Source organism: Hahella sp. NS-SX17, from assembly GCF_057367735.1.
Map to the genome: position 1 here is coordinate 4,610,213 of NZ_CM170632.1, position 13,007 is coordinate 4,623,219.

The window sequence follows — 13,007 nt, forward strand, 5'->3', positions numbered from 1 at the left end:
AATTTAGGCGCGCTCCGAAATCTAACGCCTATACTTAATACAGCTACTTGCGGCGTCTATTCAACCCACACAAGCGTACACATCGGGAGGTCCGTTTCCATGAAATGGTTTCTGGTCGCTTTTTGCTGCTGGCTTGCGCCATGGTGTCAGGCCAGGACGTTGTTGGTGGGCATGGAGGAAGCCAATAATTCGCCCTTTGAGTATATCGACGAAACGGCGCATCTCACCGGTTTTCACATTGAGATTATGCGTGCGGTGGCGGGGCGGCTTAGTTGGGATATCGAGTTCCGTCGACATCCCTGGAAAAGGGCCATGAAAGAACTGGAGGAAGGCGGCGTGCATGCGGTGACCTTCGTCGCCATTTCTCCTGAAAGACAAAAGTTCGCCGCCTTTTTGCCGGACAACCTGCTCCATGTCTCGCGCACCACCCTCTATATCCGCCGCGACCGGAAAGACGAAATTCGTTATGAGCCGCCATTGGAGCAGTTTATCTGGCGCTGGCGCACAGCGGCGGCCAGCGGCTATTACATGAGCGACCAAGTTATTGATCTGATCCGCAGAGAGGCCCCCATAGAGCAGCCTACCGTTAACCAGTCGCAGCTTTTCATCATGCTGATCAGCAGTCGCTTCGACGCCATCTTCGGCTCCACCAGCGCCATAGAAAGAGCCCGTGCGGAGATATCCGGTCTGGACGAACAAGTACAACGCCTGGATGGCGCGCTGTTTCCCGGTAAACGCATGTATGCCGCGTTTTCCCGCAAAGCGCCGGACGGCATGGCGGAAGAGTTCGCCGAAGCCTATCGCTTATATCGCATGGACAATGCTTACGAGGAGCTGAAAAAACGCTTCGGCATGGAAGAACTCGCTCCCGGCCCCACTGAATTTCAATAATCCAGGATCTGCCAGACATGGACGTCGCCATGAATACACAACGCCTCGCCAAATCCCAACTCCTTCAGTTTTACAGTTGCAAAACAACGTCAAATCCATGCGCGCGCAACCCAAGACACCGCTCCACGCGACCTATAATGGCGCATGCAATGGCGCATGCCGATACTCATCCCCCTATAAGGTGATCCATGTCCTATATCCGAGTCTCCGCCACGACTTTCTGCTTGCTTGCAGCCAGCTTCATCACATCGACGCTGCTCACCGCCTGCTCGAATGACAACGCGCCGGCGCCATCCCAGAAAGGGACGCACATCGCCATCGTAGAGCAGAAAGACCAAGTCGGCCGGAACGTCGACACACGCATCATCCGCACTATTCAGGAAGCCCGGGAAGCCGCCGTCTCCATCAGCGTGGGCGCCAGCGTAGGTTCCGGTTTCTTCATCAACAAAGACTGCCTGATCGTCACCAACAAACATGTGGTGGAATTTGATAGCCCCGCACTGCTCAATGTTTCCGCCGCGATGGATAAAGCGGACAGAGAAACGCAGGTGATGCGTGAACGCATCGCTGCTTGGGAGAAGCGCTATCCCAAATATAAAGGCTCGGATCAGCATAGTGTGGATCAGGATAAACTGCGCAGAATGGAACAATACCGTCAGGAACTGCAGCAAGCTTACGATAAAATGTCTTCCGAACAGAGAAACGCCAGCGTCCAGGTTAAGACCCTGGATGGACGCACTTTCTCCGCGCATACCATAGTTAAAAGCGAAAACACCGACCTGGCCTTTCTGGTCGGAGCAGTCAGCGATTGCCGTTACTTTGACTCTGCGGTGAAAGCCGATCCAGCCGTCGGACAACCTACTTACACCGTCGGCTCTCCCGCCGGACTCGAATTCACCGTCACCTCCGGCATTCTCTCCGGGATCAGAGACTTTGAAGGCGTGGCTCTGTTGCAAACAGACGCCGCCATCAACCCAGGCAACAGCGGCGGCCCTCTACTGGACGCCAACGCCAAGGTCATCGGCGTGAATACCTTGCGTCTGAACGGTATGGAGGGTATCGGCATGGCGATTCCCATCGCCACCGTCAAAGAGCAGATTAATCACCATCTGCTGCTGACGGGCAATGCTTCATCACAACCTGCCGCTACTCAATCCAGCGCTGCTTTTGATTATGACAGCTATCGCGAAACGGCATTACGTAATGCGCAACCGGTCGCCGTGGATGTCGACAAGTTAAGCAAAACCTGTGAACAGGACTTCACCACCGCAAAGTACGCAGAGGCCATGAGCTCCTGCAAGACCTCCTCTTCCCATGGACACCCAAAAGGCCACTTTTACATGGGCAAGATGCTGCTGGAAGGAATGGCCGGACAGCAGGACTATTACTTGTCGGCGGATTACATGAAGAAAGCAGCGGCAGCCGGCATTGCGGAAGCGCAAATGCTGCTGGGCCAAATGTATCAGTATGGCGTGGGAATCAGCCCCAATAGCGCGTCGGCGTTAAAATGGCTGACGGAAGCCGGCGACCAGAACAGCAAAGAAGCATTGAACTCTCTAGGGCTGATCTATAAAGAAGGACAAATTGTCTATCGCTCCTATGACAAAGCCGCCGACTATTTTGAGAAAGCCATCGCCGCCGGTAGCACCAATGCTTTGCACAATCTGGGCATTATGTATCTCAATGGACAAGGCCTCTCTAAAAATGAAAGCAAAGGCTTTGAACACTTCCTCAAAGCCGCTCAAAACGGGAATCCGGTTTCACAATTGAGCGTCGCTTACTGCTATTACAAAAAGCTGGGAGTCAACAAGGATTATGTAGAAGCCTATGCATGGTTGACCGCCGCAGAGCTGAATAAAAAAGGAAAAGAAGTTACCGATTGGGACCCTAAGCGCGCCTCTGAAATGAAGCAGTTTCTCAAAGGCATTATGAACAACCAACAAATCGCCAAGGCGACCGCCATATCCAATGATTACGTCAAACGGTACAGCAATGTCGCCACGGAAATCTCACTGGCCGCCAAGGCGACCAGATAATATTAATATGGCAATGATACTGGCATGTTAATAGTCAGGGGCATGAATGCGCCTGCGCAGCGGCCAGCCGCGGGAGACAGGACCTGACCTGCGCAGGCTCAGTCGTTGCAGACAATTATAAGGAAGCGATTTGTCTGCCCGATTAATAGGGACGATTGAGATCTTACTCGATCTGATTCAAGGGAACCTTTATGTAGCGGACGCCATTGTCCGCCGCTTCCGGCAGGCGACCGCCGCGAATGTTAACCTGCAGGGAAGGCAGCATGAGAGCGGGGTGCCCCAGCTTGGCGTCCCGGGCTCTGCGTTCCTGCACGAACCCCTGCTCGGTGACGCCCTCATGGCACAACACATTCTCTTTACGTTGCTCCGCAACCGTGCTCTCAAAGCGTAACTCGCGACCGTTGGGAAGATAGTCGTGACAGACAAACAAACGGGTTTGCGGCGGCAACGCCAGAATACGGTGAATAGAACGATATAGCTCCGCTGCGTCGCCGCCCGGAAAATCCGCCCGCGCGGCGCCATAATCGGGCATGAACAGGGTGTCTCCAATAAACACCGCATCCGCGACCACATAACTAATGCAAGCCGGGGTATGGCCTGGCGTGTACATCACCCTGGCGGGCGTCGCGCCAATATGAAAGACCTCTCCGTCGTGAAACAAGTGATCAAACTGGGAGCCGTCCGCCAGAAAGTCCCGCCCCAGATCGAAAACGCGGCCGAAAGCGCTCTGCACCTCGCGAATGTGCTCGCCAATAGCGACTTTGCCCCCGACTTCACGCTTCAGCCATTGCGCCGCGGATAAGTGGTCCGCATGGGCATGGGTTTCAAGAATCCACTCAACCTGTAGCTCATTATCGCGAACATATTCAACGATTTTCTGCGCAGACTCTGTACTAACGCGCCCCGCCGCAGCGTCGTAATCCAGCACCGGATCGATGATGGCGCAAGCAGCCTCGCCTTCTCCATGCGTGACATAGCTGAGGGTGTACGTCGCCCGATCAAAAAAGGGCCGCACGATCAAATTCATTTCCATCCCCTTGGATTTATAACCTTAAGTTCGCCGACAGCGACAGCATAGAATGGATCGCGTACGAGCATTGCGCTACCAGCGTATATTAAATATATTAGCTGAGACTGTTTTAGGAAACACTTATTTAGATTTACCTAAATGAAAAGCAAAGTCGCCACGCCACATTCAGCAAACGCCTCTCCCCCAGAATTACTGGGAACGGCCTTGAATGCGGAAGCCGCGGCGGCGCTGATGCAGGCTCTCTCCAATCCGCACCGCTTGATGATCCTGTGTGCGCTATCGGAAGGCGAGCGCCGGGTCAGCGAGCTGAATCAATTTGTGGATCTATCGCAATCAGCGCTGTCTCAACATTTGGCGGTGTTGCGCCATCAACATCTGGTGCATACGCGCAAACAGGCGCAAACCGTTTACTACTCAGTGGCGGAAGGGCCGGCCATGGCGATCGTCAAACTCCTGCACCGCCACTATTGCAGCCAGGCTGCAACAAATCCAACCACTCAAGGAGAACCCAATGACAGATGACGTCTCTCTGCTGCTGCCCAACTTGCGCCGGCCGCAACCCGAACTAATAACTTGCGGCCTGCCTGCGCCGGACGACTTTCCGCGTATCCGGGCGGCCGGAGTCAAAACTGTCGTCAGCTTGTGTCAGCCCCACGAAACCCCATTGCTGAGCGCGTTCCCGGTGGACGACGAGGGGTTGCGGCTGGTCAGCATTCCAGTCGCAGGCCCCCAGGACCTGACCGAAGCAAACGCCAGAGCGCTGGCCGACATATTGAATGCGCCGGAAAACTGTCCCGTGTTGGTCCATTGTATGAGCAGCAACCGCGTTGGCGCGCTGCTGGCGCTGAAGGCCTTCTTCGTGGACGGCGCATCCGTGGAAGAAGCTTTGGACATCGGCTGGGCGGGAGGCCTGGCTGGCCTGGAACCGGAGGTACGCCGTCTGCTGACCGCCGCCGCGCCGCATACATGCTGATAGCTGCGCTCCTGGGAATCGCCGTAGGAGTGCTGCTTGGGCTGACTGGCGCCGGCGGCTCCATTATCGCCGTTCCGTTGTTGATGTGGAGTCTCGGCTGGACACTGCCGCAAGCCGCGCCGGTGGCTTTGCTGGCGGTCAGCGCCGCCGCCGCATTGGGCGTAGTTAACGCGTGGCCGCAGGGCTCCGTACGTTATCGCGCCGCAACGGTGATGGCCCTGGCCGGTATGCTGATGGCTCCCATCGGACTTTGGGCCGCCCACCGGGCGCCGGTGCACCTTCTGGCGACGATTTTCGCAGTCGTATTGCTGGCGGTGGCGCTGCGTATGTGGCGACAGGCGAAACGCGCCCCAGATGAAGCCAAAATGGGCTGGGCGACCGTGCAAAGTGACGGCTCTGAACTCAAAGGGCCCATCTGCCAGCTCAACCCTGACACCGGGCGTCTGCGCTGGACCCGCCCTTGCTCCATGGCGATCGTCAGCAGCGGCGCGCTCACCGGTTTCCTGTCTGGCCTGTTAGGCGTGGGCGGCGGATTCGTTATCGTCCCCGCTTTACGCATGGTGTCGCCGCTACCCTTCCATTCTGCAGTGGCGACGTCGCTGATGGCGGTCGCCCTCACCAGTGCAGGCACTGTCAGTTTATTCATGCTCAGCGGCAAAACACTTCCCTGGATGATCGCCCTGCCCTTCGTCGCCGGAGCCATGGCGGGCATGCTGGGAGGACGCCGTCTAGCGCCGCGCTTTGCAGGGCCGCACCTGCAACAGGGCTTCGCCGTCATCATGGCGGGAGTCGGCGTGATGATGGTCCTGAAGTCTCTGCTGTAGACCAGTACATCCCTGATCATGCAGACATTAAAAAGCCCGCGGCGATCATTGTCACTGCGGGCTTGTTTATCCCTGCGTCAGAGCGCGATCTGAAATTACAGCGCGATGCGAATATCCACGCCCGAGCCTTTTTTCAAATTGCAGGGAGAGTGGATGGCGTAATCCCCAGCGATGCGCATATACAGCGGCCCACCGCTTAACCCGTCCGGCAACTGAATCGTGGTCGTCAGCTCATAAGCATCCGCCTCAGATTGCGTCACCTCGCGCAGCATCTCATTCGCACTCTCTTCAAAGCGTCCATCGTTATCCGCATCCAGCCAGATCTTCCAGGTGTTGGAGGGCGACGCGGCTAACTTATCGCCTTTAACTGTTATGGCCACAGCGTTCGCGTCAGTGATGACGATGGCGTTCTCGGTGTAGTCCGTACGCAAAAGGTCCGGCGTGTCGATGACTGTCCCGGCGACAGTCACTTGATCAATACGGCGAGACGCGTTCTCGGCCTGAAAAAAAGCGCAGTATTCATCCGTGACCGTAACGGCTTTAGTGAAGCGGTCCGTACGCCCTTCGACATCCGTCACCTGCAGAGCAACCTCATAGGTCCCTTTATCGTCATACAGATGCTGCGGCGACGCCTCTGTCGACATCAGGCCGTCGCCAAATTCCCAACGCCAGGAGGCGATGGCGCTATCGCTGCGACTGTCATCTGTGAAGTCGACCCGCAACTTATAGGACTCCTCCTTGAAGTGAGCCAGCGTATCCTGCTCCAGCAACTGTATCTTGACCGCCCTGAACGCCGTCACCACGTCCTGCTCAGACTCACCCATGGCGTTCGCCGTTGTACGCAGACACTGCGCTGCGCCGCGCAAGTTCATCTGCGGGTCCCAGCAATCCCTGGCGGCCTTGATATAAAGCCGGTACGCCCGCTCTGGACTCCACTTATTCGCCAGTTGATAGAAGGGGTAAGTCATCATGCCAATACGCAGGTAAACATTATTGCCTGCGTCGTCATAATCCAGGTAACTGGTGATCGCCCCGGACTCGGTCACAATGCGATCAAGCTGACGCATCCGATAATTCGACTCTTTAGCGTGCACCCAGTCCAGTTCGCCAGTGTGCTCGTATTTCGCCATCGCACCGGATATATCTCCAAAAGCTTCATGCACGGTTCTGGCGTCACTACTCATCTCTGCGCCAAACACCTTGAGGCGGCTGATGCGCGACAAGACGCCATGGCCAATTTCATGAGCGACGATGTCCAGGGTCGCCAGTCCATAGGCCACTCCCACGGCGTCGCTGAAATTGGCGTAAGCGCCATCCCAGTAGGCATTGGCTTGCCACCAGTCGCCATAATGAACACGCAGGCGTAATTTGCCTTCCAAAGGCGGCTCGCCCAGATATTTGGCGAACATGTCATGGGTCAGCGTCCCGTAGAACAGGGCGTCATTCAGAGAGGAATAGGTCCAGACCTCAGTTTCTGCGTCGTCCGCCCATGTCGTGCGGAAGTTGTTTTCCATTAAGCCGCTGCAATCGAAGTCATAGGGAGGGAAGTTTCGCTCATCGACGGTATTCGGTTGATCGCCGGAGCCGCCTTCGTATACCGCGTCTACTTCATTCGCCATATCTATCACTTGCACCAGCCCATTATCGAAAGTACAGCGGCCGTCCTCTGACTTAGCGACTTTCAGCGCAGGTCGATCAACGCCATAACGCCAACTCGCCAAGGCTGAACCGCCAGGTCCCTGGACTTCGGCGCTGCTTTGATAATCCAAAAATTTGACTGGCGCGCCGTCTTTAGATACTCCCGCCGCCGTGGCGGTATAAGCGAAGAGCTGGGCGCCTTCCTGAGGCGTCGCGCTCCCACCGGGCACGGTGACATGAGTCGGAGCGCCTGCAGCGGACTCCGCTACGATGCCGCCCAATCGAGTCCCATGGGCGGGGTCCAGCCAATAAAGACGTACGCTTTCCCCTTCCGCAGCCGCCCGCAACAACCTGATATCAACGGCGCCTGCAATGACGCCGGCAGCGCCATCCTGATCACGAAAATGGACTGAGGCGATATTACTGACTGGCGGATCAGCTTTAACGGGCTCCGAGCCACCCGATCCTCCCCCTCCTGAACACCCAATCATCCCTAGAGAAACGCTTCCTACCAACAGAGTTCCAACAACTGGTTTCAAACCAACATCCTTCTGTGTGTAATGTATCGGACGGCGCTTGACCATCTCACTTCGATGCGACGGGCAAGCGACCTGCGGACCTTGAGAGTCCCACGGCGTCAATCACTTAGCTGACGGAACGCTGGATCATAGCAACAAACATTACAATTTATCATTAAACTAATCCGAAGCGGCTTGCGAATGGGTCGTGGGAAGGGTCCCGAGTCCATTCATACTCCGCTTCAGCCGCCACCCGCTCCGCAGTGTCAGCGTCAATCAGCACCTCAATCAATCGCAGCGCCATATCCATCCCCGCTGATATCCCTGCGGAAGTGAACCGGTTCCGGTCTTCCACCCAGCGCGCCTGTTTCACCCACTCCGTTTCAGGCCCTTGCGACATCGGCCATGCGAAAGACAGTTTATTAGTGGTGGCGCGGTAGCCATCCAGCAGTCCCGCCGCCGCCAGCACTCCAGCCCCGGTGCACACCGAAGCAAGTATTCTGGCGCTGTGCGCCTGTCGCCGCAGCCACTCAAGCAATACCGGATTGGCCGCCTGCTGGCGCGTCCCCGACCCACCGGGAACAAGAATCAAGTCATAGCCTCGTTCATCCGTCAAATCATATTCCGCATAGCCGCACAGGCCTGCAGAGCTACGCACAGGCCCGACTTTCTCAGCCACCTGATAAACAACGAAAAATTCATCAGCCAGACCAAACATTTCCAGTGGCCCGTAAAAATCAAGAAGCTCAAAACCTTCGAATAGAACTGCTGCGACGTTGATTTTTTCTTTCATATTCCGCCTCTCTCCGTTAGTACGCATTGCTTATTAATATTCACAATCCATGTCGTTAAGACTAAGATATCGCAATACGATAAGACATCGCCGACAGGGACAACATTGGTAACTTTTCGGCCATCTTACAGAAAGCTGTTGCAACAGGCGGTGACGCCAAGTCCAGAAGTATTCATCGCCACCTCCGTTGACTGCGAGTAATCACCGCTATGCCGCCGCTGAAAATAGGTTTTTTACTCTTCCCCGACACTCACCTACTCGACTTATCCGGCCCGGCGCAGGCGCTGCGCGCGCTTAGCGACCACCGACCAGGGCAGGTGGAGTTGTCATTCTTCTCTCCCGCGCCATCTATCTCCAGTTACCAGGGCGTCACGCTGAGCGGACTGGCCTCACTGCCTTCAGACGCCACCGTCTTCGACTTGCTCATCGTTAACGGCAGCAAGTACAAAGATGACATGGTCAGCGATAAGGAGAGTCAGCGAGGCCTGATCTGGCTACAAAACTACGGACAGCGCCACCCCCAAGGGACGATTGCGTCCGTATGCACCGGCGCATTCTACTTGGCCGGCGCCGGACTGTTGCGCAACCGCCACTGCACCACCCACTACGGCCATGTGGACAGTTTGAAGCTTGCCGAGCCCAGCGCGACGGTGTTGGAGAATCGCCTGTATGTGCGCGACGGGCCCATCATTACGTCCGCAGGCGTGACTACGGGCGCAGACATGATTCTTTCCTGGATTGCAGAAAACTTTGACGACGATCTGGCGCAGCAGATTGCCCGAGAACTGGTGATTTACGCGCGCAGAGACGGCGAGCAGGCGCAAATCTCCGAGCGCCGCCGCTATCGCAATCATCTGGATCATAAAGTTCATCGCTTACAGGATCGTATTTCCGCAGCGCCAGAGCAACCGTGGACCGCCGCACAGTTGGAGCGGGAAATCAACCTTGGCTACCGGCAGCTGACGCGCCGTTTCCGTCTCGCCACCGGCGTCAGTATCAAACAGTACCAACTCATTCTGAGACTTGAAGCCGCCCAAAAATTATTGAGAGATGGCCAGCATATGAACATCGAACGCCTGGCTGAAACAGTGGGGTTTCAGTCCGCGCACGCTTTTCGCAAAGCCTGGAAAAACCGCTTTGGCGCGCCTCCCTCCGCCTACGACAAAAAAGAATAAACCAGCCAGGCTCAATAAGGCGGCGCCAGACGCCTGAAACCATGCCACAAAACGATGACCAGAAACGCCAGATTGCGCCCCAACAGCAGGGGCCCAGGCAACAGTGGCGTCCGCGCCGGCTCCCCTCTGTTTACAGCCTGGTCCACACGTTCCGCCAGCGCGCGGAAGTACTTGGGGTTGAAAGGCCAATCCCTTATCCCCTGCAGCCAGGATGCGGGTATTCCTTTTTCGCCAACGCCCGCGCCTATAATCCCGCCCAGAATTGCAGCAGTCGTGTCGGTATCGCCCCCCAGTGCAACCATGCTCTGTATTGCTGCGGCGAAGTCTCTGGGGTGGACGAACCAGACGTACAACACGACTGGTATCGTGTGATACATATATCCCGTCACTCCCCGCTCCAATCCAAGTTCCCGGGCAAACTGCGCAGGCGTCAGGCGTTCCCCTAACGCCAAACTCAGTTTATCCAGCAGATTGTTGAATTCGTCGATCGCTTCCCGAGCCGCCTCTGACGACTCTATCTGTTCGAAAAAACGCGGTAAATCTGATCTGTATGCGGTTATATCGACCCGCCCCTGCGACGCCATGTACGCAGCACAAGCCGCAGCTATAGCGCCCACAAGCGCCTTCGGGTCACGGTGGGTCAGCTGAGTGGAGGCGCGCAGAAAGGCAAGCAGAGTTTCCGGTTCAGCGCCCAGAGCCACGCCGAGGACCGGCGCGCGCATGGCGGGTCCGTTTCCCGCCGACCAGACGCCGCTGCGTCCTGGTGGAAATCCCATCCATAACTTAATCAGAGCGCGTCCGGTAGCCAGCCCGACGCCAGCGGGCAAACGCGCCAACCACCAGCGCAGACGCCATGCCAGATCGGCAGCGAACTCATCCGCATGGTTACCCCATCGCGCCAGCGCAGCAGCGGTCATGGCCGCATGCTCGCTATCATCTGACACCATCCCTCCTCCAAACACCAAGCGCTGCCGTAAAGGTCCCGGAAACAGGCGCGCCAATCGCGCCGGGCCAATGCCCTCACAAGGCAGGCCTATTGAGTCGCCTACCATCAGTCCCAGCAAGGTCCCTTTTAGAGCCTCTATCTGATGTGTATTGTCCTGACCCATAAAATTTTGGCTCCCTCATTCTCATCTCGATAGGCGGCCGCCCGTGACAACTCCATAACCTATTGTTTAGCAGAGTCCTCACATTTATGCTCAGGCGCGCGATCAGGTTACACTATGACGTAGGTCTTATAACGCAAGGCAGTGATTGTATGAGTTTCAAAGAGTTGGCGCCTTTTATCGTGTTTTTTATCCTCGCAGCCAGCGCCTTCGTGATGGTGATGTGGTACCCCAGCCAGCGTCTCAGAAAAATTCGCTCCGCTCCATTTCCCGAAACATGGGAGGTGATACTGGAAGCCAATCTGCCGGTGTATAAACGTCTGCCTGATAACCTCAAGCGCCAGTTACAAGGACGCATCAACGTTTTCCTTCACCAGAAAACTTTCTACGGCTGCGCGGGCCTGGAGATCACTGACGAAATGCGGGTTACTATCGCTGGCGAGGCGTGCCTGCTGCTGTTGAACAGGGCCACCAGCGAATATAACGATCTGCGCTTCATTTTGGTGTACCCGGAAGCCTTCAGGGCGGAACGGGAAGAACCCAGTGACGATGGCGCCGTCTCCGTCGCCTCTCACGGACTGTTAGGCGAATCCTGGAGCAACGGCAAAGTGATCTTATCCTGGGACGACGTTATCGCCGGCGCCCGTGACTTTACCGATGGCCAAAACGTCGTGTTACATGAGTTTGCGCATCAGCTGGACAGCGAGTCAGGCTCCACCAACGGCGCACCTCTGCTACGGACACCCACCAGTTACCGTAGTTGGGCCCGGGTGTTGTCAGATGAGTTCAATATTCTGCGTGACAGCGCCTTCAAAGGTGAAAAGTCGGTCATGGATCACTACGGCGCCACCAATCCCGCCGAGTTTTTCGCCGTCGCGACAGAAACCTTTTACGAAAAGCCGAAGGAGATGGCGGAAAAACATCCTGAGCTGTTTCGCGAGCTGCGTAACTACTATTGTGTGGACCCCAGGGATTGGGTATAACTCGGCCTTTTCCTCTCACACTCAACCATGATCCCGCGTTATGTCCAGACACTTCCGTTCCTCGTCATTTATCCTTGGTTCACTGCTAAGCGCTGCGCTATCCACAGTCAGCCACACTATTCAGGCGGAGGAGTCCTCGTCTGCAGCCAAGTCAGCATTCACGGGACATATCTACGCGATCAAAGAAGATAATTTCCTGAAGTACGTTACCAGGGATGATATCGTCTACACCGTCGATCACGACGCCATTCAAAGAGTGGTGGCTCATTCCAAAAACGACTACTCCGGCGTCACTATCTATCCTTTGGAAGATGCCGTACTGATGTTTCGTCGCAATGGTTCGGAGAAATACTACACTCAGGTCACCATCAAGGAATATCTGAAGTACATGGAAAACCAGGGGCTCTGGAGCATCATGGATTATGATCGCTTCGGGTTCGGAACCTACTTCAATCGCATGCAAAAAAACAAAAACACCCTCGTCGTCGCCCAACCTGAACCGGCGACTTATGACGAACATACATGCCAACAGCTGGATATCACGCAACCGAACTCCATCTCACCTGAACTGTACACGACGATACACTGTGATCACCTGGGCATTCCCAGAGACTGGCTGCGTTATACGGAGTTAAGGATACCTGATGAAGTCACAGGATTCCCTTTCAAAGTGACGTTGCAAATGCAGGAGAAAGTCCCTGAACACGCCGACCAGTCCAAAAAGGAAAATGAAAAAGACGAGGAAAGCAGGCTTGACCCCAGACTGGAAAAAGCCCTGAAGCTCACTGGCCAAGCCCTGGCCAAAACGGCGCAGGTGGTCAGTAAAATCAATGAATTCACGTATCGGGTCGTCAAAGTCGTGAACGAACCGGTGACCAAAACATCGTTCTTTCAGGAAGAGGATTTTATCCGGGTGGATTCCATCACCACTCTACGCAGCTCTTTCTCAGACTTCCCGAAATACCATAATTCCGGCGGCGGCTCTCATAACTGGTTCGACTAACCTGATAACAGCCTGCACAGGGGAGATATAGATAGTC

The 13,007-nt window shown here is 55.7% G+C and carries 12 protein-coding genes; 8 read left to right on the plus strand and 4 right to left on the minus strand.

Annotated features, from left to right (window positions below; all coding sequences use genetic code 11):
• Positions 1 to 99 precede the first annotated feature (99 nt).
• Positions 100 to 891, plus strand: coding sequence for a substrate-binding periplasmic protein (locus AC2IBB_RS20335; RefSeq protein ID WP_486328584.1), 792 nt, complete (start codon positions 100 to 102; stop codon positions 889 to 891).
• Positions 892 to 1,079: 188 nt separating this feature from the next.
• Positions 1,080 to 2,927: a trypsin-like peptidase domain-containing protein gene (locus AC2IBB_RS20340; RefSeq protein ID WP_486328585.1), complete on the plus strand. Its 1,848-nt coding sequence runs from the start codon at positions 1,080 to 1,082 to the stop codon at positions 2,925 to 2,927.
• 163 nt (positions 2,928 to 3,090) lie between these two features.
• On the opposite strand, the gene AC2IBB_RS20345 is transcribed toward AC2IBB_RS20340, so the two are convergent.
• A complete protein-coding gene (locus AC2IBB_RS20345; protein WP_486328586.1) occupies positions 3,091 to 3,954 on the minus strand; it encodes an MBL fold metallo-hydrolase in 864 nt (287 codons plus the stop codon).
• 141 nt (positions 3,955 to 4,095) lie between these two features.
• On the opposite strand from AC2IBB_RS20345, the gene AC2IBB_RS20350 reads away from it, so the two are divergent.
• Genes AC2IBB_RS20350 through AC2IBB_RS20360 form a run of 3 tightly spaced genes read left to right on the plus strand, consistent with a single transcriptional unit; the run spans position 4,096 to position 5,754 of the window.
• On the plus strand, positions 4,096 to 4,479 hold the full coding sequence (locus tag AC2IBB_RS20350; RefSeq protein ID WP_486328587.1) for an ArsR/SmtB family transcription factor: 384 nt from the start codon (positions 4,096 to 4,098) through the stop codon (positions 4,477 to 4,479).
• Positions 4,469 to 4,930, plus strand: a complete 462-nt coding sequence (locus tag AC2IBB_RS20355) for a protein tyrosine phosphatase family protein (protein ID WP_486328588.1) — start codon at positions 4,469 to 4,471, stop codon at positions 4,928 to 4,930. Before AC2IBB_RS20350 ends, AC2IBB_RS20355 begins: the two co-directional genes overlap by 11 nt.
• Complete coding sequence (locus tag AC2IBB_RS20360; RefSeq protein ID WP_486328589.1) at positions 4,924 to 5,754, plus strand: sulfite exporter TauE/SafE family protein; 831 nt, start codon at positions 4,924 to 4,926, stop codon at positions 5,752 to 5,754. The genes AC2IBB_RS20355 and AC2IBB_RS20360 overlap by 7 nt, the downstream gene beginning before the upstream one ends.
• Positions 5,755 to 5,849: 95 nt before the next feature.
• On the opposite strand, the gene AC2IBB_RS20365 is transcribed toward AC2IBB_RS20360, so the two are convergent.
• The gene (locus AC2IBB_RS20365; RefSeq protein WP_486328590.1) at positions 5,850 to 7,931 is read right to left on the minus strand and encodes a PKD domain-containing protein; all 2,082 of its coding nucleotides are present in this window, start codon (positions 7,929 to 7,931) and stop codon (positions 5,850 to 5,852) included.
• A 154-nt stretch (positions 7,932 to 8,085) separates the two neighbouring features.
• Positions 8,086 to 8,703, minus strand: a complete 618-nt coding sequence (locus AC2IBB_RS20370; RefSeq protein WP_486328591.1) for a DJ-1/PfpI family protein — start codon at positions 8,701 to 8,703, stop codon at positions 8,086 to 8,088.
• Between the two features lie 209 nt (positions 8,704 to 8,912).
• Between AC2IBB_RS20370 and AC2IBB_RS20375 the strand changes: the two genes are divergently transcribed.
• Entirely contained in the window at positions 8,913 to 9,878 is a 966-nt protein-coding gene (locus tag AC2IBB_RS20375; protein ID WP_486328592.1) for a GlxA family transcriptional regulator, read from the plus strand.
• An 11-nt stretch (positions 9,879 to 9,889) separates the two neighbouring features.
• Here the strand turns inward: AC2IBB_RS20375 and AC2IBB_RS20380 are convergent, their stop codons facing one another.
• Positions 9,890 to 10,987 carry an ADP-ribosylglycohydrolase family protein gene (locus tag AC2IBB_RS20380; RefSeq protein WP_486328593.1) on the minus strand — a complete coding sequence of 366 codons (1,098 nt, stop codon included), beginning with the start codon at positions 10,985 to 10,987 and terminating at the stop codon, positions 9,890 to 9,892.
• A gap of 149 nt (positions 10,988 to 11,136) precedes the next feature.
• Between AC2IBB_RS20380 and AC2IBB_RS20385 the strand changes: the two genes are divergently transcribed.
• Positions 11,137 to 11,967, plus strand: a complete 831-nt coding sequence (locus AC2IBB_RS20385) for a M90 family metallopeptidase (RefSeq protein ID WP_486328594.1) — start codon at positions 11,137 to 11,139, stop codon at positions 11,965 to 11,967.
• 40 nt (positions 11,968 to 12,007) lie between these two features.
• A complete protein-coding gene (locus AC2IBB_RS20390; protein ID WP_486328595.1) occupies positions 12,008 to 12,970 on the plus strand; it encodes a hypothetical protein in 963 nt (320 codons plus the stop codon).
• Positions 12,971 to 13,007 lie beyond the last annotated feature (37 nt).

Excerpts from the sequence above, each read along its gene's own strand:
- AC2IBB_RS20335 (WP_486328584.1), top strand. The coding sequence starts at position 100 with ATGAAATGGTTTCTGGTCGCTTTTTGCTGCTGGCTTGCGCCATGGTGT.
- AC2IBB_RS20340 (WP_486328585.1), top strand. The coding sequence starts at position 1,080 with ATGTCCTATATCCGAGTCTCCGCCACGACTTTCTGCTTGCTTGCAGCC.
- AC2IBB_RS20345 (WP_486328586.1), bottom strand. The coding sequence starts at position 3,954 with ATGAATTTGATCGTGCGGCCCTTTTTTGATCGGGCGACGTACACCCTC.
- AC2IBB_RS20350 (WP_486328587.1), top strand. The coding sequence starts at position 4,096 with ATGAAAAGCAAAGTCGCCACGCCACATTCAGCAAACGCCTCTCCCCCA.
- AC2IBB_RS20355 (WP_486328588.1), top strand. The coding sequence starts at position 4,469 with ATGACAGATGACGTCTCTCTGCTGCTGCCCAACTTGCGCCGGCCGCAA.
- AC2IBB_RS20360 (WP_486328589.1), top strand. The coding sequence starts at position 4,924 with ATGCTGATAGCTGCGCTCCTGGGAATCGCCGTAGGAGTGCTGCTTGGG.
- AC2IBB_RS20370 (WP_486328591.1), bottom strand. The coding sequence starts at position 8,703 with ATGAAAGAAAAAATCAACGTCGCAGCAGTTCTATTCGAAGGTTTTGAG.
- AC2IBB_RS20375 (WP_486328592.1), top strand. The coding sequence starts at position 8,913 with ATGCCGCCGCTGAAAATAGGTTTTTTACTCTTCCCCGACACTCACCTA.
- AC2IBB_RS20380 (WP_486328593.1), bottom strand. The coding sequence starts at position 10,987 with ATGGGTCAGGACAATACACATCAGATAGAGGCTCTAAAAGGGACCTTG.
- AC2IBB_RS20385 (WP_486328594.1), top strand. The coding sequence starts at position 11,137 with ATGAGTTTCAAAGAGTTGGCGCCTTTTATCGTGTTTTTTATCCTCGCA.
- AC2IBB_RS20390 (WP_486328595.1), top strand. The coding sequence starts at position 12,008 with ATGTCCAGACACTTCCGTTCCTCGTCATTTATCCTTGGTTCACTGCTA.